The 26,243-nt window shown below is 54.4% G+C and carries 26 protein-coding genes, 1 tRNA gene and 1 riboswitch; of the genes, 17 read left to right on the top strand and 10 right to left on the bottom strand.

Annotated elements, in window-relative coordinates:
* Window positions 1-69 precede the first annotated feature (69 nt).
* The 9 genes from rpmB (at window position 70) to ACFR81_RS05685 (ending at window position 7,074) form a co-directional block, all read left to right on the top strand.
* Complete coding sequence (gene rpmB, locus ACFR81_RS05725; protein ID WP_068169964.1) at window positions 70-306, top strand: 50S ribosomal protein L28; 237 nt, start codon at window positions 70-72, stop codon at window positions 304-306.
* A gap of 2 nt (window positions 307-308) precedes the next feature.
* Window positions 309-479, top strand: a complete 171-nt coding sequence (gene rpmG, locus ACFR81_RS05720; RefSeq protein WP_145175751.1) for a 50S ribosomal protein L33 — start codon at window positions 309-311, stop codon at window positions 477-479.
* 3 nt (window positions 480-482) lie between these two features.
* Window positions 483-788, top strand: coding sequence for a 30S ribosomal protein S14 (rpsN, locus tag ACFR81_RS05715; RefSeq protein ID WP_068169958.1), 306 nt, complete (start codon window positions 483-485; stop codon window positions 786-788).
* A 76-nt stretch (window positions 789-864) separates the two neighbouring features.
* A complete protein-coding gene (locus ACFR81_RS05710; protein WP_068169956.1) occupies window positions 865-1,152 on the top strand; it encodes an HU family DNA-binding protein in 288 nt (95 codons plus the stop codon).
* Between the two features lie 211 nt (window positions 1,153-1,363).
* Window positions 1,364-2,041, top strand: a complete 678-nt coding sequence (locus ACFR81_RS05705; protein WP_083147183.1) for a hypothetical protein — start codon at window positions 1,364-1,366, stop codon at window positions 2,039-2,041.
* Window positions 2,042-2,063: 22 nt separating this feature from the next.
* The gene (locus ACFR81_RS05700) at window positions 2,064-2,657 is read left to right on the top strand and encodes a copper resistance CopC family protein (RefSeq protein ID WP_068169952.1); all 594 of its coding nucleotides are present in this window, start codon (window positions 2,064-2,066) and stop codon (window positions 2,655-2,657) included.
* A 111-nt stretch (window positions 2,658-2,768) separates the two neighbouring features.
* Entirely contained in the window at window positions 2,769-3,404 is a 636-nt protein-coding gene (locus ACFR81_RS05695) for a copper chaperone PCu(A)C (RefSeq protein ID WP_068169949.1), read from the top strand.
* A gap of 52 nt (window positions 3,405-3,456) precedes the next feature.
* Window positions 3,457-4,806, top strand: a complete 1,350-nt coding sequence (locus tag ACFR81_RS05690) for a Dyp-type peroxidase (protein WP_083147182.1) — start codon at window positions 3,457-3,459, stop codon at window positions 4,804-4,806.
* A gap of 54 nt (window positions 4,807-4,860) precedes the next feature.
* Complete coding sequence (locus ACFR81_RS05685) at window positions 4,861-7,074, top strand: bifunctional copper resistance protein CopD/cytochrome c oxidase assembly protein (RefSeq protein WP_343876101.1); 2,214 nt, start codon at window positions 4,861-4,863, stop codon at window positions 7,072-7,074.
* Between the two features lie 106 nt (window positions 7,075-7,180).
* On the opposite strand, the gene ACFR81_RS05680 is transcribed toward ACFR81_RS05685, so the two are convergent.
* Entirely contained in the window at window positions 7,181-8,572 is a 1,392-nt protein-coding gene (locus tag ACFR81_RS05680) for an amino acid permease (RefSeq protein WP_343876102.1), read from the bottom strand.
* A 249-nt stretch (window positions 8,573-8,821) separates the two neighbouring features.
* Here ACFR81_RS05680 and ACFR81_RS05675 point away from each other — a divergent pair, with 249 nt between their 5' ends.
* Complete coding sequence (locus ACFR81_RS05675) at window positions 8,822-10,753, top strand: NHL domain-containing thioredoxin family protein (RefSeq protein WP_343876103.1); 1,932 nt, start codon at window positions 8,822-8,824, stop codon at window positions 10,751-10,753.
* Between the two features lie 114 nt (window positions 10,754-10,867).
* Here ACFR81_RS05675 and ACFR81_RS05670 read toward each other — a convergent pair whose 3' ends face one another.
* Window positions 10,868-11,857: a zinc ribbon domain-containing protein gene (locus ACFR81_RS05670; RefSeq protein WP_145175731.1), complete on the bottom strand. Its 990-nt coding sequence runs from the start codon at window positions 11,855-11,857 to the stop codon at window positions 10,868-10,870.
* Between the two features lie 76 nt (window positions 11,858-11,933).
* On the opposite strand from ACFR81_RS05670, the gene ACFR81_RS05665 reads away from it, so the two are divergent.
* Window positions 11,934-12,635 carry a hypothetical protein gene (locus ACFR81_RS05665; protein WP_343876104.1) on the top strand — a complete coding sequence of 234 codons (702 nt, stop codon included), beginning with the start codon at window positions 11,934-11,936 and terminating at the stop codon, window positions 12,633-12,635.
* A 3-nt stretch (window positions 12,636-12,638) separates the two neighbouring features.
* Here the strand turns inward: ACFR81_RS05665 and ACFR81_RS05660 are convergent, their stop codons facing one another.
* From ACFR81_RS05660 to ACFR81_RS05650, 3 genes are all read right to left on the bottom strand, one after another.
* The gene (locus ACFR81_RS05660; RefSeq protein ID WP_377148668.1) at window positions 12,639-13,262 is read right to left on the bottom strand and encodes a class I SAM-dependent methyltransferase; all 624 of its coding nucleotides are present in this window, start codon (window positions 13,260-13,262) and stop codon (window positions 12,639-12,641) included.
* A gap of 41 nt (window positions 13,263-13,303) precedes the next feature.
* Window positions 13,304-14,320: a MauE/DoxX family redox-associated membrane protein gene (locus ACFR81_RS05655; RefSeq protein ID WP_343876106.1), complete on the bottom strand. Its 1,017-nt coding sequence runs from the start codon at window positions 14,318-14,320 to the stop codon at window positions 13,304-13,306.
* Window positions 14,321-14,418: 98 nt separating this feature from the next.
* A tRNA-Gly gene (locus tag ACFR81_RS05650) sits at window positions 14,419-14,489 on the bottom strand.
* 234 nt (window positions 14,490-14,723) lie between these two features.
* Between ACFR81_RS05650 and dcd the strand changes: the two genes are divergently transcribed.
* Together dcd and ACFR81_RS05640 are read left to right on the top strand one after the other, a co-directional pair.
* Window positions 14,724-15,332, top strand: a complete 609-nt coding sequence (gene dcd / locus ACFR81_RS05645) for a dCTP deaminase (RefSeq protein ID WP_145175720.1) — start codon at window positions 14,724-14,726, stop codon at window positions 15,330-15,332.
* A 26-nt stretch (window positions 15,333-15,358) separates the two neighbouring features.
* Window positions 15,359-16,501 carry a hypothetical protein gene (locus ACFR81_RS05640; RefSeq protein ID WP_343876107.1) on the top strand — a complete coding sequence of 381 codons (1,143 nt, stop codon included), beginning with the start codon at window positions 15,359-15,361 and terminating at the stop codon, window positions 16,499-16,501.
* On the opposite strand, the gene ACFR81_RS05635 is transcribed toward ACFR81_RS05640, so the two are convergent.
* Complete coding sequence (locus tag ACFR81_RS05635) at window positions 16,498-18,045, bottom strand: MFS transporter (protein WP_343876108.1); 1,548 nt, start codon at window positions 18,043-18,045, stop codon at window positions 16,498-16,500. The genes ACFR81_RS05640 and ACFR81_RS05635 overlap by 4 nt on opposite strands.
* Before the next feature lie 17 nt (window positions 18,046-18,062).
* Complete coding sequence (locus tag ACFR81_RS05630) at window positions 18,063-18,329, bottom strand: DUF4235 domain-containing protein (RefSeq protein WP_068169978.1); 267 nt, start codon at window positions 18,327-18,329, stop codon at window positions 18,063-18,065.
* Between the two features lie 166 nt (window positions 18,330-18,495).
* Window positions 18,496-18,598: riboswitch (TPP riboswitch) on the top strand.
* 43 nt (window positions 18,599-18,641) lie between these two features.
* On the opposite strand from ACFR81_RS05630, the gene ACFR81_RS05625 reads away from it, so the two are divergent.
* From ACFR81_RS05625 to ACFR81_RS05615, 3 genes are read left to right on the top strand one after another with little or no spacing between them, the layout of a single operon-like run.
* A complete protein-coding gene (locus ACFR81_RS05625; protein ID WP_068169925.1) occupies window positions 18,642-19,247 on the top strand; it encodes an ECF transporter S component in 606 nt (201 codons plus the stop codon).
* A gap of 8 nt (window positions 19,248-19,255) precedes the next feature.
* Window positions 19,256-20,878 carry an ABC transporter ATP-binding protein gene (locus ACFR81_RS05620; protein WP_343876109.1) on the top strand — a complete coding sequence of 541 codons (1,623 nt, stop codon included), beginning with the start codon at window positions 19,256-19,258 and terminating at the stop codon, window positions 20,876-20,878.
* Complete coding sequence (locus ACFR81_RS05615; RefSeq protein WP_343876110.1) at window positions 20,875-21,693, top strand: energy-coupling factor transporter transmembrane component T family protein; 819 nt, start codon at window positions 20,875-20,877, stop codon at window positions 21,691-21,693. Before ACFR81_RS05620 ends, ACFR81_RS05615 begins: the two co-directional genes overlap by 4 nt.
* 14 nt (window positions 21,694-21,707) lie before the next feature.
* Here the strand turns inward: ACFR81_RS05615 and ACFR81_RS05610 are convergent, their stop codons facing one another.
* The 3 genes from ACFR81_RS05610 to ACFR81_RS05600 form a co-directional block, all read right to left on the bottom strand.
* The gene (locus ACFR81_RS05610) at window positions 21,708-22,589 is read right to left on the bottom strand and encodes an aminodeoxychorismate lyase (RefSeq protein WP_343876111.1); all 882 of its coding nucleotides are present in this window, start codon (window positions 22,587-22,589) and stop codon (window positions 21,708-21,710) included.
* Window positions 22,590-22,599: 10 nt separating this feature from the next.
* Complete coding sequence (locus ACFR81_RS05605; RefSeq protein ID WP_343876112.1) at window positions 22,600-23,196, bottom strand: nucleoside/nucleotide kinase family protein; 597 nt, start codon at window positions 23,194-23,196, stop codon at window positions 22,600-22,602.
* 108 nt (window positions 23,197-23,304) lie between these two features.
* Window positions 23,305-23,793 (bottom strand): low molecular weight protein-tyrosine-phosphatase, encoded by a 489-nt coding sequence (locus ACFR81_RS05600; protein WP_343876113.1) that lies wholly within the window; start codon window positions 23,791-23,793, stop codon window positions 23,305-23,307.
* A 599-nt stretch (window positions 23,794-24,392) separates the two neighbouring features.
* On the opposite strand from ACFR81_RS05600, the gene dnaK reads away from it, so the two are divergent.
* Complete coding sequence (gene dnaK / locus ACFR81_RS05595; protein ID WP_343876114.1) at window positions 24,393-26,243, top strand: molecular chaperone DnaK; 1,851 nt, start codon at window positions 24,393-24,395, stop codon at window positions 26,241-26,243.

Here is a 26,243-nt window from a genome sequence, read left to right as displayed (position 1 = left end):
CCGCTTGTGAAAAAACAAGTGTGCACCCACCGCGCACCGTCATTTCGTCAACAAATGGAGGAGAAAACTATGGCAGCAGTCTGCCAGGTGACCGGAGCTGTTCCCGGCTTTGGACACAGCATTTCCCACTCGCATCGCCGTAACAAGCGTCGATTCGACCCGAACATTCAGAAGAAGCGCTACTGGGTTCCCTCACTGCGCCGCTCTGTAACCCTTAACGTTTCTGCAAAGGGCATCAAAGTTATTGATGCACGTGGCATTGACGCTGTAGTTGCAAGCATCATCGCACGCGGGGAGAAGATCTAATCATGGCTTCAAAGACCAAGGACGTACGTCCTATCATCAAGCTCAAGTCCACTGCGGGTACCGGTTACACCTATGTAACTCGTAAGAACCGCCGTAACAACCCCGATCGTATGACTCTGAAGAAGTATGATCCCGTTGTTCGTAAGCACGTAGAATTCCGAGAGGAGCGATAAGTCATGGCTAAGAAGTCAAAGATCGCTCGTAACGAGCAGCGCAAAGAAATCGTTGCACGCTACGCAGAAAAGCGCCTTGCGCTGAAGAAGACCCTAGTCGACGAAAACGCTTCTCCTGAAGAGCGCGAGGCAGCACGCCTCGGCTTGCAGAAGCTTCCTCGTAACGCTTCACCTGTTCGCGTTCGTAACCGTGACCAGATTGACGGCCGCCCCCGTGGTACCTTCCAGAAATTTGGCATCTCACGTGTTCGTTTCCGTCAGATGGCACACCGCGGCGAATTGCCCGGCATCACCAAGTCAAGCTGGTAAGGTTTGGCTAGAACGATTAGCCTTATCAAATAGGCTAGTCGCCTAGATAAACATAAAGTCTCAGGAGGGGCATCTAATGGCTAAGAACCGTAGCGAACTCGTCGCAGAGGTTGCAGAAAAGGCTGGCACCAGCCAGGCAGCAGTGAACGGCGTTCTTGACGCACTGTTCCAGGTTTTCGAATCTTCAGTTTCCAAGGGCGAGAAGATCACCATCCCCGGTTGGATGGCAATCGAGCGCACCGATCGTGCAGCACGCACCGGTCGCAATCCTCAGACTGGCGAAACCATTCAGATTCCGGCTGGTCACGGCGTTAAGCTGACCGCTGGTTCCAAGCTGAAGGCAGCAGTCTCCAACAAGAAGTAATTTTCTTGTAACAGACTTTCTCAGCTCGACTGAGAAAAGGGAGTCACCTCAGGTGGCTCCCTTTTTTGTATTCACATAACAGCGGTGTGGTGCTGGAGCGTAGCGAACGCACGGGGTCGCGGTAGCGAAGAATGCCGGGGAGTCCGCTAAACTTTAATAATCTGCCGGTATTAAACCCACAGGTTACTTTGTTGAGAGGAGAGGGTGCACTATGCGTAGTTCAACGCTTGGGCGCACCGCCCCAGTCTCAACTATTCTCAAGGGGCCGAGAAAACCGGCTCTATCGCGTTCAGACCGCCTGATTCGTGGTTGGATTGTTGCCGCTGGCGCTAATATTTTGGGCGCGGCGTCGCACGGTCTCGCCGGGGGGAATCTCCCGCATCCTCTGCTCTGGTTACTCTGCACGGCGCTTTCAGCGCTCGTTTGTGTAGCACTTGCTGGGCGCCGTCTACCTCGACTGGGCATGGCGGCTTCGGTAATTCTTTCCCAGAGTTTGCTGCACTTTCTCTATATGAGCACCGATAGCGTGGCTCAGGTTTCAGCTGCTCACGCCCACCACGGGTTGCCGGCAGGGGCTGCGTTGGGTCACCCTGCGATGGCGCAGCACCACGATCTATCGTGGCAAATGGTTGTCTTGCATTTGGGCGCCGCTCTTATTACTTTTCTGATGCTTCGCCGAGGTGAACAGCTCAGCGAAAAGATTGAGCATGCCTTTAGACGTGAGCTGCGAGCATGGTTTGTTCTGCCCGCTCTGCCGATGATTCCCCGGTTACCGAAGCTAATGGCGCAGCGCCCGTCGGCTATTTCGCAGATTCAACAGGTACTCTCTGATGTCAGAGTGGTGCGCGGTCCTCCGATAGTTATTGCTTCTTTCTCAACCCTGCACTAACTATCTTGTTTAAGGACTCATCATGAAAAAAGTTTTCACCAGTTTCACCCGCTCATCTTCTCTTTCGACTTCGCTGCGGGTAGCAACGGCGTCTTCCCTAGCCATTCTGGGATTGGGGCTCATGGGTCCCGCTCAAGCACACGACGAGCTGGTCTCCTCTATTCCTGAACAGAATTCCTCACTGCAGGAAGCCCCTCAGGACATTGAACTTACCTATAGCGGCGAACTCACCCAAGTCGAGGGTGCTACTCAGGTTCGGGTAACCGACTCTGAAGGTAAAGAGGTAACCAACGGTGCACCCGCCGTTAAGGGCAAAACCGTGGTTCAGAAAATCGCAGGTCATGGGACTAACGATGATACCTACACCGTGACCTGGCGTGTGGTCTCCTCGGACGGCCACCCCATCCAGGGCTCCTATGAGTTGACCGTGGGGGAGGGTGCCCAGGAATCTTCGAGCGCTTCAGCTTCGCAGCCTGCAGAAAGTACTTCTGAGGCTACCGAACAGACGACAGAATCTAACGGTGTGGTCAAGCTTGGACTCTTTGTGCTCGCAGGTCTAGTAGCTATTGGCGCAATTGTTGCCCTTATTGCCAAGACCCGCCGTCCTCAGCGGTAATTTCCCGTTTCTTCAGCTTTCTTATGAAAGCTTTTTCTGGCGTACCTACGCTCTCATACTTTGCAGACGCCATAGTGCGCTGCCCTTTGAACTTCAAGGAAAAAACACACCATGTTGAACATGAACAACAAAATTATTGCCCCGGCCCTCTCCCTGCTTGCTTTGGGAAGTCTTGCGCTGTCAGGCTGCACATCAAGCGATAACGCGGCGGACAACTCCTCTCCTTCTGTTTCTGCCTCCGCGTCAAACGAAAAATCTGACCTCGAATTTACCCAAGCCTGGGTCAAAGCGGGGCAGGGGGAGATGACGGCGGCATTTGGCGATGTTACCAATCACAGCGACAAAGCAATCAAGCTGGTCAGCGCCGAATCTTCGGTGAGTGATATGACTCAGCTACACACCACCGAAATCGATCCGAAGACCGGTACCACCACCATGAAACAGGTTGATTCGATGACCATCGAACCGGGGGAGACTTTCAAGCTAGAACCCGGTGGAAATCACATCATGCTCATGGACATGAAATGCTCTATCCCTGCAGGTCACACGGTAAAAATAACCCTCAAAGATGACCAAGGGAAATCTTATGAGTTCGAGGGGCAAGCACGCGACTATTCTGGTGCTAAAGAAGAATATGCGCCCGGTGAACAAGCCTCTTCCTCCGCAAGCATGGATTCTCAGATGAACATGGGCCACTCGATGCACGGTTCCTCCGAATCTGCATCAGCCATGCCCACCTGCTCCTAGCAGCATTTTGATTCTCCCTAATCGCCTTTGAACGTGAGAACGTGAGCGCATCATGAGTCATTCTGAACAACCGCTTCAGGGTACTGAAAATTCATTTTCTGAAACCGCCAAGGCTGAGCAACACTCAGCCCAAGCCAGCGCATCGTCAACCCCGCTGGCAGGCGCTAGCCGACGCGCCGTCGTCGCCGGTACCGTAGGTTTGGGGGTGGGAGTAGCCGCTACTTTGGGTACTCAAACGGCCCTTCAATCCGCGCAGAAATCCCAACCGAAAGATGAAGCCCAGCCACCGCTGATAGGTCAGCGCGTACCTTTTTTTGGATCGCGCCAGGCGGGGATTGAAACCCCGGCACCAACCTATGCCTCTTTCGTTGCTGTTGATCTCAACAACGGCATAGATAAAGATGGTCTGGAGCGGTTGCTCAGAATTCTCACCGATGACGCCGCGCACCTCACCGAAGGTAAAGCACCTGTGGTGGACCAAGAACCTGAACTTGCCCAGGTTGCTGCCTCTCTGACCGTAACTCTGGGATTTGGCGAAAGAATCTTTGAAATTGCTGGTGTGAAGAAGCCCTCCTGGCTGCAACCGCTGCCGGCATTTGAAAAAATTGACCAACTTCAGCAGCAGTGGAATGACGGCGATTTGCTCCTGCAATTCTGCGCGGACGATCGCCTCACCCTCGCTCACGCTCAGCGAATGCTTCTCAAGGACGTGCGTTCTTTTGGGCGGGTTCGCTGGGTGCAAGAGGGTTTCCGCCGAGCATATGGGTCAGAGAAACCCGGACAAACCATGCGTAATCTTTTTGGGCAGGTAGACGGCACCGTCAACCCCACCACCGAGGCGGGCACCATGAATGAGTATGTGTGGGGAGAAGCCGATTCTCTCACCCCCTGGGAAGATGGCGGGACGTCGGTAATTATCCGCCGCATCCACATGAACTTAGATACCTGGGATCAGGCAGACCGCCCGGCGCGTGAAGACGCAGTAGGACGCAAACTCACCAACGGCGCGCCGCTGACGGGAACTAACGAGCACGACGTCGCAGACCTCTCGGCAACAAACGAGCTGGGATTCAACGTTATTGCCCCCTATGCACATATCCGTCGAGCCTCCGCCCAAAAACCCGAAGAGCACATTTTGCGGCGGGGATATAATTACGACATGCCCGTCAACGATGCGTCAGGATTCTCCGAGCACGGGCAAACCCACGGGGGAGTCTCTAATTCTGGGCTAATCTTCGCCTCCTATCAGGCAGACCCCGTTAAACAATTTGTGCCCATCCAGCGGCGTCTAGCCGAACTCGATATGCTCAATACCTGGACGGTGCCCATTGGGTCGGCAGTTTTTGCGATACCCGGCGGATGCCAACCCGGAGGGTTCATTGGCGAGAAGCTTTTCGCCTAGACTCGTTCGAAAACCCCACAACAGCGTATATAACGCATCAGGAATATTATGGCTATGAAACCAACACCCTCCACCACTTCGGCACCGTCGGGGCGCAGCCGCGCGGCGTCTGCCGGTGAAACCGTGCCTGAGAACAAGCGCGGTCTGAGCCGTCAGTGGGTATGGGCATTTCCTTTTGCCGCCCTCACCTTCCTGCTGGTTACCTTGGCACTGCTCGGCATCAATGCGGCAACCGACCTGGCCGACGCCGGAAGGTTCGTGCGATGGAGCCTGCCCGTAGCCGAAACTCTGCACAACTTCACCATGATTTCGGTGATGGGCTCCCTTCTTTTTGCAATCGGAATTGTTCCTCGTTTTAGCGATTCCACCTGGCGAAAAAATCGCATCAACATGGCGCACAAATACAGTGCAGAACAACGGCAGAAGAACTTGGAACGTGACGAATATCCACCGTTTGTTTCTTTGCTGAATTTCGGCGCCGCTATGGCAGTTGCCTGGACCATTCTGGCGCTCTGCGTGCTTATTCTTGCCTACGCCGATATTTCTGGGCGACCGGTAAGCCTCACCAGCGCATACACATCGGAACTTACCAGTTACATCACCACGATTGACTCCGGAAAACAACAAGCAACCACGGTCATCGTGGCGGCAGTTGTGGCGACCCTTATTTTTGGTGTTCGCTCGCTGATGGGACTCTTCCTCACCCTGGTGCTTTCCATGATTGCGCTGGTCTCCATGGCGTTGGGCGGGCACTCCTCAGGCGGAGACGACCACATGGGAGCGGTCAACTCTCTTGGACTGCACCTCCTAGGCGTAGCGCTCTGGTGTGGTGGTCTCATCGCGCTGGCCTATATCTCCCGCCAGGTTTCGGCCCAAGACGCCGGCAGCGGTACCCTCACCGAATCTGCGCGCGGCAGCGAATCAGCTACCGAGCGTCGTGCGCCAATGGCGGTAGTTGTCCTGCGCCGCTATTCGGTTCTGGCACTCGGCGGTTTTGTGCTGGTGACTCTTTCGGGCATCGTCAACGCATCAGTGCGCATGAATAGCTGGGATGAAATTTTCACGACATCCTACGGACAACTGGTCATCGCAAAGTTGATGCTGACTCTCGTCCTCGGCGCAATCGGCGCGCTGCACCGCATGAGCCTCATCCCGGGAATGCAACGCGGCGAAGTCGGGCTCATTCGCGGTCTATGGACGGCAATTCTCGTGGAAATCGTACTCATGGGTGCTACCAGCGGGCTAGCGGTATCGCTCTCGCGTACCCCACCGCCGGTACCTGAGACACTCTCTGAAGATGCCTCACCGGTACGCATTATCACCTGGTACGACATGCCCCCTGAGCCGCATCGCGCCGAATGGTTTACCCAGTGGCGTTTTGACTGGTTCTGGGTAGCGGTTATTCTCTTCCTAGCTTTTGCTTACCTCTGGGCTTTCGTAAAAGTGAAACGAGCAGGCGGGCAGTGGCCGATAGTACGGCTGCTCTCATGGTTCGTAGGTCTCTTCTTGCTCAACTACGTGACTTCGGGCGCGCTCGCGGTCTACGGTCGCGTGCTGTTCTCGGCTCACATGGTTGAACATATGTCGCTCACAATGATCGTGCCCATTTTCCTAGTGTTAGGTGCGCCCGTCACCCTGCTTTTGATGGCGCTTGAACCTAGGCAGGACGGCACCCGCGGTCCCCGGGAGTGGATTCTGCGACTGGTACATTCAGGGTGGTCAAAGGTTATTACTAACCCCATCTTCGCCGCGGTGAACTTCGCTGGTTCGATTGTGGTCGTATATTTCACCCCCATGCTGAACTTCGTTCTCAAGTACCATGTGGGCCATGAGTTCATGATTCTGCACTTCCTCATCACCGGCTACATCTTCTCGCTGGTTCTGATTGGTATCGACCCCATTCCTAACCGTCCCGGCTACCCCTTCCGGCTCATTATGCTTATTGCAACCCTGGGTTATCACGCCTTCGTAGGCATCGCCATGATGAGTATGGACACCCTACTGGCAGCGTCCTGGTTCGGTAATCTCGGCCGCCCCTGGGGACTTTCCGCCATCGATGACCAGAAGCTGGGCGGATCCCTGATGTGGGGCATCGGCGAAATTCCAACCATGATTATTGCGGTCATGGTCGGCGTGCTCTGGGCACAGAACGATAAGAAGGTTCAGCGCCGTTTTGACCGCAAGGAAGAACGCGATGGCGACGCCGAGCTCAACGCCTACAACGACATGTTCCTTGACCTCAACGAACGGGATGAACGGAGAAGGTAGAGGGCGAGGGGCAGGAAATTAGGTTTCAAGTACACCCAAAACGTTGAATGCTGAGAATATTGGATGAGCATTCAACATTTTGGGTGTACGAAAAGCTGCTGGGAGGCTAACCCTTCGCCTGCCGTCGTGCATTCAACACACCGAGCACCACGACGACCGCCGCGACCGCCGTCGAAATAAGCACCTCAACCCGGTGGCTTTCGGTCACCGCCATGAAGACCAGAAGCGCGCCGAGAGCGAGAATCATTGCCCAGTTCAGGTAAGGGAAAAGCCACATCTTCAAAACGCCGGGTTGTTTCAACACATTGATTCCCTGTGCAGCCAAAACCTTGCGGGAGCGCAATTGCGAGACGGCGATGATGAGCCACACAAAAATACCGATGGCGCCGGTGGAATTGACCAACAGCGCGAAAACGGCTTCTGGCATGAAGTAATTGAGTAGTACCGATGCCAACCCAATCAGCGACGAAAAGATGACGGCGCTCCACGGGCTCTTGACGCCAGATACCCTGCCAAAAAGGGCGGGTGCATTGCCGTTTCGACCCATCGCAAAGAGCATGCGGGATGAGCTATACAGCGCCGCGTTCAAGCAGGAAACGAGCGCGGTGAAGACCACGACGTTCATGATAACGCCCGCGTAGGGGATGCCCAGCACCTCAAAAAGTGTGACAAAGGGAGAGTGCCCGGAGGTCATCGAGGTCCAAGGAACCACCATGATAGTGATTCCAACCGCGCCGATAAAGAAGAATAGAATACGGAAAACGACGGCGTTGACTGCCTTCGTGACTGCCGCCTGCGGGTGCTCAGATTCTCCGGCGGCTACCGTCACAATTTCGGCTCCAAACATGGAGAAAATAACGGCAAGGACGGCGGTGAACACCGCGCCGATACCGTTGGCGAAGAATCCGCCCCCCGCCGTCAAATTGGAAACTGTTGCAGGGGTGTTAGGAATAATGCCCAGCAAAGCGAGTACACCGGTGAGAATTACCGCCAGAATAGCGCCAATCTTGACGGACGAGAACCAAAACTCTGCTTCACCATAGGTACGAACGGTGACAAGGTTCAGCACCATCATGAGCAAAACAAGAACGCCTGCAGCTGCCCACTGAGGAATGGCAGGGGACCACTGATGCACAATGGTTGCAGCCGCCGTTGCCTCAATCGCTACGGTTACTGCCCAGAACCACCAGTAGAGCCACCCGACGCTAAATCCAGCCCATCGACCGATAAAACGGTTGGCGTATGCCTCAAATGAGCCTGTCTCGGGAGACGCCGATGCCATTTCGCCCAGCATACGCATCACCAAAGTCAGCACTAGTCCTGCAATGGCGTAGGAGAGAATAACCGCCGGGCCTGCCGTCACAATCGCGGTGGAGGACGCCACAAGGAGGCCCGCCCCGATGGCACCGCCGAGGGCGATCATCGAAAGATGACGCGGTTTGAGCGAACGCGAAAGTTGCCGCTCAGCCTGAGCTACCGGTGTTGTGTGTTCTGTCATGATCGACCTTTCAGCGCTAAAAAGTAGTGGCGATCAAAATCAGCCACAGTAACTTTACAACGCAAATACGTAAGACACGTTCATGTCGCGGCTAAATGCCGAGGGGAGCCGCGGAGAACTGCGCTGGGGTGAAGGTAGAAAAACTTCATATTTCGCTCTTCGAAAGGTAACTTGGGGCAGACCCAACCGGGTTGTACTCTAACCAATAGAGACAACTATCCTCTTCTCATCATTTTCTAGGAGCTATAGATGACTGAATCAATTCGTTCGCCGCGCGTTCGCGCCTCAGAACTGGTGGGCCGAGGCTGGCTCAACACCGGTGGGAAAAATCTAGACTTAGAAGCCCTGCGCGGCAAAATTGTGGTGCTTGATTTCTGGACTTTATGCTGCATCAACTGCCTGCACGTGTTGGATGAGTTGCGCCCGCTGGAAGAAGAATTCTCCGATATTTTGGTGACCGTGGGCGTTCACTCTCCGAAGTTTGAACATGAGGCAGATCCCAAGGCACTTGCTGCTGCGGTTGATCGCTACGATATTCAGCACCCGATTTTGGATGACCCCGAACTGACCACCTGGCAGGCGTATACGGCGCGCGCGTGGCCTACCTTGGTGGTCATTGACCCTGAAGGGTACATTGTGGCGCACCTTTCGGGGGAGGGACATGTTCAAGGTCTGATTTCCCTGGTTCGTGAACTTGCCGAAGAGCACGAGCAGAAGGGTACTTTGCACCGCGGCGACGGCCCCTACGTTCCCCGCCCCAAGCCAGAGGGTACTTTCGCGTTTCCCGGTAAAGCGGTGGAACTCCCCGTAGAATTTGCCGACGGCGAGCGTTCTTTCTTGGTGACCGATACCGCACGCCATCGTCTGGTACAGGTCAAGGATGATTTCGAGACCGCTCTGGCAACCTTTGGCGGTCCCGAAAAGGGCTGGGCGGACGGCGGCGCTACTGCCGCTCGCTTTAACGAACCTCAGGGACTTGCTCTCGTACCTGCCGAATTGCGCGAGAAACTGGGTTACGACGTCGTCGTAGCTGACTCGGTGAACCACCGTTTGCGAGGGCTGCACCTGGCAAGCGGTACCGTCACCACGCTGGCAGGTAGCGGAGTGCAGCGACTGATTGATGGGCAAAACGTTCGCAATGCGGATCCCAACGAAATTGTGGACGGCGCCGATCCGCTGACCGTTGCGCTGTCTTCCCCCTGGGACATTCTGTGGTCTTCCCGCGCCGAAAAATTCATTATCGCGATGGCAGGAACCCACCAGATCTTTAGCTTTGAGCCGGTCAGCGGTCAGGTTAAGGTCTTTGCCGGTACCGGTGCTGAGGGGCTGAAAGATGGAGCTGCCGATGCATCATGGTTCGCGCAGTCCTCTGGTCTTGCAGAAGCAGCCGACGGCACTCTATGGGTTGCGGACTCTGAAACTTCTGCCCTGCGTTCTATCAGCTTCGAAGGCGATACCATGCAAGTATCTACCGCCGTGGGGCGAGGTCTTTTTGACTTTGGATTCGTCGATGGCGACGCCGAACAGGCGCGCATGCAGCACTGCCTAGGAGTTACGGTTCTGCCGGATCAGTCGGTTGCTGTAGCCGATACTTACAATGGCGCCATTCGCCGTTTTGACCCGGCAACAGGAGAACTTACCACCCTTGCCCGAGGTTTTGATGAGCCCTCAGATGTCTTGTGTGAGCCGACCGAGGACGGCGGAACCCGACTCGTCGTCGTTGAAGCTAACGCCCACCAGCTGGTACGAGTTAACCTGCCAGAGAAGGCTCAAAAGGTGAACGAGGGTGCATCACAGACGGCACGTCCCGCTACTCAGCTAGCCGGGGAAACCTTGGAGCTGGTGTCCCGATTTACTGCACCCAGCGGGCAGAAACTTGATTACCGCTGGGGTGATCCTACTCAGCTGAAGGTCTCCTCCACTCCTGAAGAATTCATCGTGGAAGGTGCAGGAACCAGTCAGGGGCTCACCCGCTCGCTTAAGCTCAACCCCGAAATTACCGAGGCGGTTTTGCACATTACCGCTCGCGCTGCAGCCTGCGATGGCGAGCCTGGCGGGGAAATCCCCGACCACGCTGCCTGCCATCTCTACCAGCAAGACTGGGGTATTCCCGTCAAAGTAACAGGAAATGCCAGCGATGAAACCGAGCTCACCCTCGATTTGCGCGGTGTGAATAGCTAAACGTCACTGCTGAGGTGTACCCCGGTAACAAAGCGGCGGTGGAACATATGTAAGAAGTTCTACCGCCGCTTTGGCTCTATCGCTGTAGCTTAGAAGGGAATACCCTCTCTAAAACTAATGAGAAACCGGGTGCACAGTGACATCGGTATCTGTAGTTTCTAGTGTGCCTGAGTAGATGAAATTCACCGTGTCATTGACCTGTGATGTTTTACCAGTCAATAAATCAAGCTGGGTGAAAGATACTTTTGCGGTTCCCTGCGAATCGGGCAGAACCCACTTTCCCTCAGGAGCCAGCTTGGCTTGGGGTTCGGGGTATTTCTCGATAGACCACTTAACATCGCCCTGGACTCTGCCGGTGAAATCGTATTCAAAGGGGCATCCCGCCGGGTACAGACTGCTTTGGATAGCGCACTGATCGAGCTGGGATTTAATGCTGTAGACAATAGAATTCTGAGCCGTCTCGCTGGGCACCAACTCGATACTGAGCGTTTGCGGCTTCTGATCTGCTGACACCACCTGAGCGGTCTGCGGCTTAGCTGAATAGAGCGCTGACTCATAGGTGGCAGTAAACTCGCCCGGATAAGTGACGGCGAAAGCCCTCTTGCCCTGGTCAACAGCGACCTTCTGGTTATTCAGAGTAGCAGCTGAATCACCCGACGACGCAACGTTGACCACGGGGAGTTCTTTGGTATCGATATGCCACTGGTCAAAAACACCCCAGTGCGAGCCCACCTTACTCAACTGAAAATCGGTGGTTTGAGGCTGCCCATCGAGTGTATAAGAAACTGTCACTACCGCGTGGGAGCCATCGTCACTGTACTGAGTTTGAGCAACTTCTAGATCTTTCAGCTGCGCCATCGACGCCCGCAACGCATCGCCGTCGAGCATCGCTCCGTTAGATTCCGGCACGGTAGCACCGAGAATCCCCAACGCTCGCTCGCCATTTCCCTCTCGAACCGCAGCAAAATATTGGCTTACTTGCCCCGCCGGGTTGTAGACGGTTCTGTTGATTAGTGCCAGTGCCACCAGCGCAATGATTACTGCACACAATATGGCAACCGCCCAGGTAGCGAGTATCCGGTCCACTCGAGAAGAAAAACGCATGCTACCAATTTAGCCCACATAGAACACGCGGCTTATATCGTAACGACAGGCGCATCGTGCCCCCTAAGATAAACATATGGCAGAACACGTTTATCAGGTCCCTGAAAAATATGGGGAAGCTCAGGGGACATACCACCCCCGCATCCACAGCTACCACCGTAGGATTTTTGCATCGATCCCACCGACGCTCGTCATACTGGCAATTATCTTTTTGCTGACCAGGCGCCGGTTTGCTCTGCCCTACACCATAATTTTGATTGTGGTGGTGATTGTTGCGGCGTTTGCGATTTACTCGGTTCTGAAACCGAACATCGTGGTGCGCACCTCCACCCACCTGCTGCGGGGCAGAACCATAGGATGGAATGTCGTTCCCCTTGCCAACATCAGCCAAACGGTGTTTGCCGAGCGGCTCGCGTCCAAAAAATCCATGAACCTTCCAGACGGCGGCGCTAAATCGCTGCGCCACAAGGGAATTCCTGCGATGTGGGCGCTCAACGCGGCGGGCAAAAAAGTATTCCGCCTCGACGGTCGAATTTGGGACGGCAAAACGATGCGACGCATCGCAGCCGATATCTCCGATCAAACTGTTGTTTATCCGCGAATCAACGTAGTGCAAATGAACAAGCAGCACCCCGGGCTGGTGACTTTCAACGAGCTACATCCCGGGTGGAAGTCCGCTGCCGTTTCCATCGTCTCGTTGATTGTCTTGATAGTACTCGCCGCCGGGGCACTGCTTCCGGAAGAAACCCTGCGCCAGTTCAATATCCTTTGGAGTTAGAACCTAGCGGGTCAACACTGCCACTAGAAAGTTCGAATCAGTTGCAAACGGGCGCAGATCCCAGGTAGAGAAAGTTTGCTCAATCTGCAGCCCTGCAGCAGATACATCGGCAAAAAACTGCTCAAAGTCGTAACCGCGCCCGCCGCCGAATCCTACGACCGCGCGTCCGTCGGCTTTGAGCACTGCCCGAAAATTCTTCAGAACGGGTAAGCGGGTGGATTCTGCTAAGAAGGTCATGACGTTGCCAGCGCAAACAATCGCGTCAAAACCGCTCTCACCCAGCTCAGCAACTTCAGGGACATCTAGTGCCTGCAAAAGATCCGTTAAATCAGACGTAATCCAGGTAGCTTCGGGGCACACGCGGGTAGCTTCAGCAATGAGTTTGGGGTCAATATCGACGCCGGTCACCTGGTGTCCGGCGCGCTGGAGGTAGGTGCCTAAACGGCCCGGACCTGAGCCCGCATCCAGGATTTTCGCGTTGCGGGACACCATTGCATCAATCAGACGAGCCTCGCCATAGATGTCCTGCCCTGCCTCCTGCATTGTCTTAAAACGCTGGATGTACCAGTCAGAATGTTGCGGATTACGTTCAGTTTGAATCTGCCACAGCGACTTTTCTCGCACGATATGTTCCTTTCAACGAACCGTTATCCCACTATCTTAGCGGTTTAGGCGGCGTCGAACTCATAGAGCAAATCGTCCATAAAGTCTGTAACCAAGTGGCTACCAAAGACCGGGCCGCCAGCTAACAGTCCATCAATGCCCAGCGCAATCACCATAGGAGTTCCACGACCAAATGCGATTTGAGTATTGAAGCCGGGGTCAACCCACACCTCAATCTCCTCGGGCATGTGAAGTTGCGCGATTTGCTCCTTAGAAGAAACTACCGGGTGCAGGCTCAGCATGGGGAGGCGCTTCTGCCAATCTGCAATCTTCGGGATGATCTCAAGGCAGGGGCCGCAGCCGGGAGAGAGGAAGAAGAGAACTCGCGCACGCTGTTCGGCTAGCTCGCGTAAAGAGCGAGTACCCAGGTTGGTTTCCAACGTGCCATAAGGGATGGGGAGGCGAACGTACTCGTCGTCCTCATTCGCCTCGCCCTCGGCAGGAGTGGGTTGCATCATCTGAGGAGCTACCTCGTGAGCGGCTTCTACAGCGGGGGTAGCGAGTAGCTCAGAGCGATACATTGCCCACAGCGCAGCAGCAGCAAATACGGCACCTAGAATCCAAAGCCAGCCGGCGCCGTCGAGATGAAGTAGCATGACGAGCGCAGAGGTGCGGGTCTGCACCGCCGCAACCAGTGCACCAATTGCTGCGCCCAGCAGCGCAGTATTACGGATGAGCGTGAACCGAGAAACCGGAGCTTCGGAGGCACTTCCAAAGCAGTTGCAGCTGGCTGTGTTGCCGGTGGCAACCGCGCGGGCAATCACAATCCAGTAAGCGGCAAAAAGAATGACCGCAGCGATTCCGCCTAAAATAGCGGGCCAACCCGGTACAAGAAGGAGCCAAAGTGCCAGCGCAATCTCACCCCAGGGTAGAACGCGCGATACAAATTTAAGGGGTAGCCAGCGGTCCAACTTGAGGTTAACGATGGCGGCAGCAGTGCTCGCGCGGTCTTTCGTCTTGGCGATACCGCTTGCAACGAGCGTGATGATGATGGTGAGAGTGCACAGGACAAGGGGAGTCATGAATGCCTTTGAGGGGGAGTGGATTGTTCTGCTTTAAAGAATAATGGTTCGCTCATGAGAATAAGGGCAGGTGAGGGAAATCCACAGAGAGAAAAGAGAGCGGCTGACGGGAATCGAACCCGCGTATCAGGCTTGGGAAGCGTGCGCTCTACCATTGAGCTACAGCCGCAGGTGCTTTGCTGAACAAAACATCCCTTACAGTGTATCTTTTCGCGCACAAGATATCTAACTGCGGTAGGCGGCGGGCGGTGTCGGTGGCGATCTAGATGCCGTCCGCCGGGGTTTGTATCAGATTCCGCACGAGGTACCAGGAACGTATCCAGTACAGTGTGCGCTATCTGGTACAAACCGTCAGCGCCTTTAAATCCGACAGAACACGCACGTCATACGATAGTTTTAGAGGGTGCTTATTTCAGATCGCGATATTCGCAAAGAACTCAATGACGGACGCATCGTCCTAGAACCATTCGACGAGTCCATGATTCAGCCAGCATCGGTTGACGTGCGCATAGACCGTTTTTTCCGTCTCTTCGACAACCACAAATACGCTCACATTGATCCTTCCAAAGATCAGTCGGAGCTCACCCACCTGGTAGAAGTTGACCCCAATGAGCCATTCATCCTTCATCCCGGCGAATTTGTACTGGGCGCAACCTACGAAAAAGTCACTCTTCCTGCGGATATAGCCGCCCGCCTAGAAGGTAAATCATCGCTGGGACGTTTGGGGTTGCTCACGCACTCGACCGCCGGCTTTATTGACCCAGGTTTTTCCGGTCATGTGACCCTCGAACTTTCCAACATGGCAACCCTGCCCATTATGCTCTGGCCAGGTTCCAAAGTGGGGCAGCTGTGCTTTTTCCGTCTCACCTCTGAAACCGAGCACCCCTACGGCAGCGGCGCCTACGGAAACCGCTATCAGGGTCAACGCGGGCCGACGGCGTCGCGAAGCTACCTCAATTTTCACCGCACGGAAATCCTCCTTGAAGAGAATTCCAGCACCGATAACACCTAACCCCTCACTCACTTCAAGGAGCCCCCATGCGAGGATTTCAAGTTAGCCCTGCTGGCGTGGATATTTATCTAGTCTTTGAAGAGTCCATTTCTCAAAGGTTCTTCAATGATGCGCTCGCAGAGTGGGGAGCATTGCAGCCTCGCATCATCTCAGGCACGGTCCAGAAGTATGTGAGTGAGTACCCCCAGACCTGCATCGTCATTACTGAGCGGAATGAGCGGCATCTTCAACCCGATTTTCCTGGTATGGCTCACTCGCTGGTGGTCTCTGACGAGGAGGTGGGGCACGAGCGTCTGACTGTTGAAGTTACGCTGTGCATGCTGAAGCAGCTCGCTGGTTCGCTCAATCTCTTTCACGCTGCTGCACTGGGCGATCCTCAGAATAAATCAGCGATGATTATGGTGGGTCCCTCAGGGCGCGGCAAAACAACCGCTTCTAAATTTTTAGGGCAGCACTTCACCTATCTCTCCGACGAGACAGCGATTGTTCAGCACGATTTTCACCTTCGTCCCTACCCCAAACCTCTGTCGGTGATTACCGAGGGACATGAAGCAAAACAGCAGATTGACCCGCAGAGCCTGGGTATTTCTACGGCTGACCCTAGCGATTTCACCTTTAAATTGCACCACGTGATTTTGTTGAACCGCCAGAACGAGCCAGTAGAGCCGCGCCTGCAACGGGTCGCTCTTGCCGACGCGTTGCTAGAAATCGTGCAGCAAACCTCAGGGCTTGTACGTACCGAGAACGGGATTGACCGGTTGATTGAGTTGATTCAGCATTGTGGCGGCGCGGTCGAACTGGTTTATACGGAAATTGCTGAGACTCTTCCTCTGCTGCAATCTTTGATGAGCGGTCAGTTGCAGCTCCCTGTAGAGAACGTCGATATTCAAAGCGAGCAGGCAGATTCAGTAGAAATCTCAACGGACAATGAGCGTCTTAGCCGGATGGCTGGCAGCGCGGGTTATCTGGTAGATGAGCGCATGCTTTTGACCGTGGAGGATCGCCTCATCGAGATTTCCCCTTTTGCCGCTGATATCTGGATTGAGCTCAAAAACCCGCTGACGCCCGATCAGCTGCGTACCAACCTGCAAGAAATCTACGGTCCCATTCCGCAACATGAATTTGATCGGGTTATCGAAGAACTTCGGGTCAGCAGGATTATCCGCTAGCTAGTAGCCTCGCTGTTTTTCAAGACTGTACGTTGAGGTGCTGCCGTCAGCGGCAGAACCATACCTAGGCCCAGGGCAATCACCACCATAATTCCTACGATTCCCCAGATTTGTGCACCTAAGAGGTTCATAAACAGCGCGAATAGTGCGGGAGCGAGGAACGATGCCGCGCGTCCGGTAGTGGAGTAGAGGCCGAAGATTTCGCCTTCCTGCCCGCGTGGAGTTAACCGTGAGAGATAGGTTCGAGATGCAGACTGCGCAGGACCAACAAATGAGCAGAGGAGCAACCCACAAATCCAGAACATGATTTGTTCCTGGCTGAACAGCAAAGGGGTGGCGGCGCAGAGTACCCCAGCCAGTGAGATAATAATGACCATTTTGGGTCCGATGACGTCGTCGAGCTTGCCGCCAATGAGAGCGCCGATGCCTGCCACCACGTTACCGGCGATTGCAAAGATAATGACCTGAGTGGTGGTAAAGCCGAAGGTACCCGCCGCCAAAATGCCACCGTAGGTGAAGACTCCTGTGAGACCATCCCGGAATATTGCCGAGGCGAAGAGGAAATAGAGGGTCTGCGGTGCTTGTTTGAAAAGCCGGCGAATGGTGGAGAACAGTTCTTTGTAGGAGTCTTTGAAACTCATACGCTCGGTGCTTGCCTGCGCTAGCGGCGGATTCAAACGGTCCCGACGGCGCATACTCACCAACAGCGGTATAGAAAGAGCTGTTGCCCAAACGGCGCAGAACACAGCGACCGCGCGGATGTTGAGAGCATCGTTAGAAGGGATACCGAGTAAACCGGTGTTTGAACCCAAACCGATAAAGAACACCAGCACAATTGCTAATGCCACAATGCCACCAAAATAACCCGATGCCCAGCCGATTCCGCTGATGCGCCCGACCGTGTGAGGCGTAGAAATCTGGGGCAGGATGGCGTTGTAATTCACCGTGGCAAATTCGTTCATAATGTTGCCGAGGGCAATCAGAGCTACGCCCAAGTACAGATACGATTCCGAGGGCGCTACAAAGAAGCAGAGCGCCATGAGGATGGATACGGCAAACATGTTGAAACCGAGCCAGAAGGTACGTTTGCCCGAGGTATCAGAACGTTGGCCAGTAATGGGGGCGGTCAATGCAATAAGCAGGCCAGCAAGGGTAAGACCCATAGACATCACCGACGAAGCATGCTCGGGATTCCCAAAATTCTTGGAGGTGAGATAGACGCCGAAGACGAACGTGGTCATGACCGCGTTGAAGGCTGCTCCACCGGCGTCCCACAGCGCCCATGCTGCAATCGTCGATCGGGGTGCTGCGTCACTACTTGCCAGCGGGGGAGCCGCAGAGGGGGCGGTATCGGCGTGCTGAGTTTGAGCTGAAAAGCGTGGTGTCATGGGTCTAACAGTAGCGAGATTCTGGCATTTTTGTGAACGTGCGCCGGGCTGAGAAGAATTGTTTACGTCGATTTCAGATGCGGTAAGACCATCAGCCCGAGCATAAAAAAGTGTGCTTTCTTCCAAAGAGGAAGAAAGCACACTGTGTTTGCGCATGTCAGCAAAGAATTTGCTTAGACTTCGCGCTGTCCTAGTGAGTCTTCAGACTTCTTTGCTTCATATTTTGAAGCTTGACGGCTCACAGCAACCTTAATGATGGTGCCGACTGTACCGGTAATCATTGCCCAGAGGATGATGTCGCGCCAGCGCTCGTCGTCATCGGGGTTCTTGTCTGGAGGATTGTTTCCGGTGACCTTTTTCCAGGTTGCCGAAAGAATTTTGTTGGACAGTGCCACACCACCGAGTGAGGCAACGGTGCCAGCGAGCTGAATTGGATTCATGAGCTTGCCTTTCATGTCGCGATTGATGAGTATCCTTAGCAATTCTACTGGCAACGTGGAAAAATGTCGCGCAGGCGTAAGTCTTCGGTTCTGGGCAGAGTTTTGAGGTGGCGCCAAAACACCTATACTGAATAAGGCTGATGAGCTGAATACGCGACAGCGCGTATTGAACGACAGGGGAGCACCTTCAAAGGGTGCTGAGAGTGCGAAAGCAGACCCTCGAACCTGATCCGGTTAGTACCGGCGTAGGGATGTCGAGTCTCAAGTCCGCAGTATGCGGCTCCCCTTCCTCATATCGTGGAAGGAATCTTAATGGCACGGAATTATTCATTGCGCTGGCGCGTGAACGACATCGTAGTGGCGTCTGTTCTGGCAGTTGCCTGCGGTCTTATTTTTTGGGTCTGGTCGAATGCGATTTACCCGGCGCTGACGGCGGTACTGGCGCTGGCGCCGCAGTTCGCACCTCTTGCCGGTGGTGGTTGGTTACTCGCCGGTGTACTGGGCGGGTTTATTATTCGTAAGCCCGGCGCGGCTCTTTATACTGAGCTACTTGCCGCTATCATTTCTGGGCTGATGGGCACGGAATATTCGTGGATGGTTGCTCTCTCAGGGCTAATCCAAGGAATTGGCGCGGAGATTGTTTTTGCAGTTCTGCTCTACCGCGTATGGAATCTTTCGAGTGCTTTGCTGGCTGCAGCGGTTTCAGGTTTCGCTATGGGATTCTCCGAAATCCTCATTTACTACGCGTCGGAAGTAACCGGCACTAACGCTGTGATTTATGTGGTGTGTTCGATGATTTCTGGCATGGTTTTTGCTGGCTTGCTCTCGTGGATTATCACCAAGGCACTGGCTAAGACCGGGGTACTTTCTTCCTTGGCATCGGGTAGGGTTCAGCGCACTCGAAGCGAAATCCGCTAGGGGATATCGTGCAGACTTCTCCGGTTCCGTCTTTTCGCTCTGATACTTCTTCCGGTGCGTCGATTGTCGCTGAAAATTTTGGCTGGCACTATCCTACACATGCCCAACCAGTCATCTCAGGGATTAACCTGCGTATTGAACCGGGAGAAAAAGTACTCTTGCTGGGTCCTTCAGGCGCGGGAAAGACTACCCTGCTACACGCGATCGGCGGGTTGTTGCATGACGAAGACGGTGAGTCTCAGCTGGGCACCCTCACCCTCAACGGGTATACACCTGAGGATGCCCGTGGAGTGAGCGGTCTGATGCAACAGGATCCCGAATCGTCGGTAGTTTTAGCGAGAGTGGGCGACGACGTCGCGTTCGGGCCGGAGAATCTGCAGGTGCCTCACCAGGAAATCTGGCGCAGAGTCGATGAATCGTTAGCTGCGGTGGGATTAGAGCACCTGGCGCTGGATCATTCCACCTCAGCGCTTTCGGGCGGGCAGAAGCAACGCCTGGGGCTAGCGGGAATTTTGGCGATGCACGCCGGGGCAATTTTGTTGGATGAACCCACCGCTAACCTTGACCCTGAAGGTGTAAAAGAGGTTCGCGATGCCGTGCTGCGGGCTCAGCGTCTGACCGGTGCCACGCTCGTTGTGATTGAGCACCGGGTAGAAATCTGGGCGGAGTATGTGGACCGGGTCATTGTGGTGAACCGCAACGGTATAACTCACGATGGAACACCTCTGCAGGTATTGCAGGACGCACGGGCTGAGCTGATTGCCGCCGGCGTCTGGGTTCCGGATTACTCACCTGAGTTTCCAGCACGGGAAGCGGTAGCCGGTGATGTATTGATTACGGCGGAGAAAATTGCCGTGACCCGGCAGAACCCTTCCCGCCGCATCATCAAAAATCGGCGCGCAGATTTGCTAGCTGGTCGCTCACCTCATCTTGGCTTGCAACCGGTTGCCCAGAATCTCAGCGTTCAGGTGCGAGCTGGTGAACACCTGGGAATCTTGGGGCCTAACGGCTCCGGTAAATCTACTTTTGCACTCACCCTTGCCGGGTTGCTCCTGCCGGTGGCGGGTGAACTGACAGCAAGTCCTGAACTGAGCCAGGGCGTAGATATGAAAGATCCAGCCCTGAGAAGCGATATAGCCTCATGGAAACCGGCGGATCTCGCCTCCCGTATTGGGCTGGTATTTCAGGAACCCGAACAGCAGTTCATCCGATCCACCGTACGGGAAGAACTAGAGTTTGGACCCCGTCATATTGCCCGTTCTCGTAGACAACCTGTGGATGAAACGCAGTTACACGTGCGCGTCGAAGAATTGCTAGAGCGGCTGCGGCTTAAACATGTGGAGAGCGCAAACCCTTTCACATTATCTGGCGGTGAAAAACGTCGGCTCTCGGTTGCCACGGCGTTGGCTAGTGCTCCACGCGTCCTGGTTCTTGATGAACCTACGTTTGGCCAAGACGCTAATACTTGGAAAGAGCTAGTTCTTCTAATTCGCGAGTTGCTCGATGAATCGGTGGCGGTCATTTCAGTGACCCACGATCTTGATTTTGTGCGAGCTGTAGGTGGACGAACGTTCGTTCTTGACTCAACACATCGAGTTTCGACGGACGCCGCATCAAGGAGGGCACTGTGAGCGCACCTTTACTCTCGTCCACGGACTTATTCGCACCAGCTCCAGCCCGTACCGGGCGGCTGGGACAGCTCAACGCCGGCGTCAAACTTCTGGCAACCCTTTTGATGACTATCGGGCTCCTGCTTGTTAAAGACTGGGTGAGCGTTGGCTCGATTTTCTTGCTTGAACTGGTTGCCCTCAGATTGTTAGGGCTGAACCCCCTCAAACTGCTGGGCACCTTCTGGCCTATTCTGTTTGCCGCGCTACTCTCGGGCTGGTCTACCTCATTGCTCGTCGAAAAAACCGGAGAAACTCTGATTCACTGGGGCGTTCTCTGGATTACGACAGATTCTTTAACGGTGGGTGTAACTCTTGCCCTGCGCGGGCTAGCTCTAGCGCTTCCCGGCCTCATGCTGATTACCACCACCGACCCCACCGACATCGCCGATTCCCTAGCACAGACCGCAAAATTGCCCGCGCGATTTGTGCTGGCAGCGCTCGCCTCCTTGCGACTCGTGGGTCTCATGATGAGCGAATGGAACGTACTGGGGCAAGCCCGACGCGCTCGCGGTTTGGGCTCTCATGATAGCCTGTGGCAACGGCTTAAAACGCTGGTGGGACAGACCTTTGCTTTACTGGTCCAGGCAATTCGCAGAGGAACCCGGTTAGCGACCACAATGGAGGCGCGCGGATTCGGATCCGGCAAACGAACATGGGCGCGAGTGCCTACCTATAGCCGAGCTGACTTGTGGTTTTTCGTGGGGGCGCTCGCTATTTGTGCGGCAGGCATAGGTCTATCGGCCACTGCCGGTACCCTGCTGTGGATGTGGCAGTAACCGAACCTGAAAAGCTACCCCTGGGCGAGGTAGTCCAAGAGCTCGGCGGTGAACTCCTCGTTGTGCCGTAGGGGATTGCCGTTGAGGTGGGTCACCGGTGCAAGTAGACGAACAGAGGATGCTAACCATACGCCGTCTGCCTCATACAAATCCTGGGGATAGAGCGGCCCGAATCCTAGCGCCCAGCCGTTTTTCTGCGCTGCCTTGAAAATTGCCCCCTGAGTAGTGCCGGGCAGAATCCCGTGGTTAGGTTCGGGGGTGAGCAGAGTCTTAACCCCGTTGTTTACCCGCGCCACGATGACCGAGCTGGTAGCTCCTTCAAGGATGCGGCGGTCATCGGTTACAAAGATGACGTCATCTGCACCCTGCTTTTTGGCGTAGCGTAAAACCGCCATATTGAGCGCGTAGGAGAGCGTTTTAGCGCCGGTGAGAAGCCAGGGGTAGCTACCGTCCTCTGCTGGGTCATGCCCGCGTGGCAGAGTAAGTGCTTTGACGCCGTTTGTGCGCTGCTCGAGGGTAGATTGCGGCGCTGGAGCTACAGTAATCCAGCTGTGAGCACCTTCCTCGGCAGTACCGCGGGAAATAATAATTTTGACAACGTGTTCTTCGGAGCCCAGCACCGTTTGTGGGCCCTCTGCAGCTTCTTTGAGCCCCAGCTCAATCGCCTGGGTTAACGCATTCTGATTGGGGGCCGGTAAATCCAACATGCGGGCAGAATTGGTGAGCCGACTCAGGTGCATATCGAGCTTGCGTACTGTGCGATTGGCGGCAAGCATGGTTTCGAAGACGCCGTCGCCGCGCGTCAATCCCTGGTCTTCAATGTTGATGAGAGGCTTAGACGCATCTACCAGAACACCGTTAGGGTGGCGTTCGGTGAGCATTACAACTGTTGTCATGGTCACTATTCTAACTCTGTTGGCGGATGATGAAATCAGCGGTTGAGTAGTGGTGTTCCTGGGTTTTAAAGAGCTCTTGCTCCTGTTGCGCCCATATATCCCAGAAGGGGCGGTAGGTTTCCCCATCGCGCACCAGGGCTGCGGCTTTTCGTTCGTGGTCGGGGCGTTCGACCCAGCATGTGATATCGAGGTCGGCGCAGAAAGCACCCACGCCCTCGCCAATCAAGATGGCGGGCTCGACTGGTTCTTGCTTTATACATAACTTTTGGCGGGGCAGGGGTGTTGACGTTTCCCAGTCCCATCCAGTCCAGGTGCCACAGTCAGATTCGCGCAGTTGATTAACTAATGAAGACCAGTCGGCAATAGCAGGTGCAAGCCCCTCCCACCCCTGATACATATCTTCTAGGTGAAAAAGCGTGACAGCCGGAAAGTCAGCACCTAATAAATGCGCAAGATTTGCAGCGAGGGTTGTTTTGCCGGCGCCCGAGCGTCCATCGATACCCACGACGAGCAATTTGTTGGTCTGACGTGCGCGTTCGCAAATGTGATCGCGCAAAAGATTGACTGCATCATCTTCGGCGATGATTTGGGGTGATGAAATGCGCATGACAGCTTCCTGAAAATAACGAGAAAAGTACACAATTTCAGCAAAAATACACGTTCGAGCTTGTACTTTTGCCGGAAGAATGTACTTTTGTGGGGCCGCCTTGTTCCTTTAGTCTTCAATCTCCTTTTTGACATGCTCAATTACACCGGGAACGGCGTTTTTAATCATGTCAAAAGTTGTATAGAAGTCTTCCTGACTGCCGTACCAGGGGTCGTAGATTCCCAAAGAATCGTGTTCTTGGTCTGCAACTTCAGGGTCGAACTCGCGCATAAGATGGATTTTTTTGCGTTGCTCATCGGTGCTCGCCATGCGCATGAGTGCACGATAGTGGTTTAGGTCCATCGCCAAAATCAGGTCTTGGGCATCGAGCTGGGATGCGGTGAACTGCTGGGCACGATGAGCGGAGGTATTGATGTTGAGTTCGGTGAGAACTTTCGCTGCACGGCGGTCAATTGGGTTGCCGTGTTCTTCATCGGAGATGCCAGAAGAGGTGACTTCGACGTCGAGCCCTGCCTTCTTAGCGGCATCTTTGAGAAGAAATTCCCCGGTGGGAGAGCGGCAAATATTGCCGGTGCAGACCGTCATAATTTTGTACATCGTTAGACTCTCTTTCAATCAATGCGTAAGGGGCTTGAATAAATACCTACTCAAGTGGCTATTGCACCAAAATACCTTAGGATTTCTTGATAAACCTGTGTATAGTCTTTGCGGTACACACATTTTACTGTGAGCCGAATCTGTTCAGTGGTTTTACCTGGAGCAGAAGTCGGGGCAGCACCCGGTATAGGCTCTTCAGATTGCTTCGATGGTTCGAAGAACGACTTAAAGTCCCGTGATCTCCACACAAAGATCACGGGACTTTTTGCATCTGCACAGAGCAGCGAAAGCGGGCCAATCTTTTGGTGGCTTTTCAATAAGTTGAGCGATATTAACTCAATTTTGATTATGTTCTCTGAGGGTGAAATTCTCTTAATTTCTGCCTAAAAACCGCTCAAAATCAGGGTTTTGAGACCGCAAAATACTACCTTGCTATGGTTTAACGAATAAAAGTTGAGCTTATCTGACTCAACTCTATTGACATTTTCCCCAAACATGAGAGACTTATATCAAGGCAAAAGCGAAACGAGCACTCAACTTTAGAGACTCGCCGGTTTTGCAAAAGATTTAAATATACGAACTCACTAAGGAGAAAACACATGGCACGTGCAGTAGGTATTGACCTCGGTACCACCAACTCAGTCGTTTCAGTACTTGAAGGTGGCGAACCTGAGGTTATTGCAAACTCAGAAGGCGCTCGCACCACCCCCTCCGTCGTTGCATTCAGCAAAGACGGCGAAGTTTTGGTAGGTGACGTCGCAAAGCGTCAGGCAGTCACTAACGTTGACCGCACCATCGCATCCGTCAAGCGCCATATGGGCACTGATTGGACCACCGACATTGACGGCAAGAAGTACACCCCCCAGGAAATCTCAGCTCGTATTTTGATGAAGCTGAAGGGCGACGCCGAGTCATACCTGAATGACAAGGTGACCGATGCGGTTATCACCGTTCCTGCATACTTCAACGACGCTGAGCGTCAGGCAACCAAAGAAGCTGGCGAAATCGCGGGTCTGAACGTTCTGCGTATCGTCAACGAGCCCACCGCCGCAGCTCTTGCATACGGCCTGGATAAGGGCAAGGAAGACGAACTCATCCTCGTATTCGACCTCGGTGGCGGTACTTTCGACGTCTCGCTCCTTGAAGTTGGTAAGGACGAAGACGGCTTCTCCACCATTCAGGTTCGCGCAACTTCAGGCGACAACCGCCTCGGTGGTGACGACTGGGATCAGCGCATCGTTGACTGGCTGCTTGAGCAGGTCAAGTCCAAGACCGGCGCAGATCTTTCCAAGGACAAGATTGCTCTTCAGCGTCTGCGTGAAGCAGCAGAGCAGGCTAAGAAGGAACTTTCTTCAGCTACCTCCACTAACATTTCACTGCAGTACCTCTCGGTAACTCCTGAGGGTCCCATTCACTTGGACGAGAAGCTGACCCGTGCTAAGTTCCAGGACATGACTGCAGACTTGTTGGAACGCACCAAGAAGCCTTTCAACGACGTCATCAAGGAAGCCGGAGTATCCATCTCCGAGATTGCACACGTCATTCTCGTTGGTGGTTCAACCCGTATGCCTGCTGTGGCTGAGGTTGTCAAGGAGCTCACCGGTGGCCGCGAACCCAACAAGGGCGTCAACCCCGATGAAGTTGTTGCAATGGGTGCAGCTGTTCAGGCTGGCGTTCTGAAGGGCGACCGCAAGGATGTTCTGCTGATTGACGTTACCCCGCTTTCTCTCGGTATTGAGACTAAGGGCGGCGTCATGACCAAGCTGATTGACCGCAACACCGCTATCCCCACCAAGCGCAGTGAAACCTTCACTACCGCTGAGGATAACCAGCCTTCAGTATCGATTCAGGTATTCCAGGGTGAGCGTGAATTCACTCGCGATAACAAGAACCTCGGTACCTTCGAGCTGACCGGTATTGCGCCTGCTCCTCGCGGTGTTCCTCAGGTTGAGGTTACCTTTGATATCGATGCTAACGGTATCGTCCACGTATCCGCTAAGGACAAGGGCACCGGCACCGAGCAGTCGATGACTATCACCGGCGGCACCTCGCTGTCCAAAGATGACATCGATCGCATGGTCAAGGATGCCGAAGCTCACGCTGAGCAGGACAAGGTGCGCCGTGAAGCTGCTGAGACCCGCAACCAGGCTGAGACTTCCGCTTACTCCATCGAGAAGCTCATCAAGGAAAATGGCGACAAGCTTCCCGAGGATGTCAAGACCGAGGTTCAGGGCGACGTCGACGCAGTCAAGGCAGCTCTTGAAGGTGACGACGACGACGCAGTAAAGTCCGCTTTTGAGAAGCTACAGCAGTCCCAGACTAAACTGGGCGAGGCTATCTACGCTTCCGCTCAGGCAGAGGCCGCTAACGGCGACTCCTCTGCACAGGCTGATGACGACGACGTAGTGGATGCAGAAGTAATCGACGACGAAGACGAGAAGAAGAACTAA

The organism is Rothia amarae (genome assembly GCF_042677725.1).
Taxonomy (GTDB): Bacteria; Actinomycetota; Actinomycetes; order Actinomycetales; family Micrococcaceae; genus Rothia; species Rothia amarae.
This window is presented reverse-complemented; position numbering and strand designations above follow the sequence as displayed.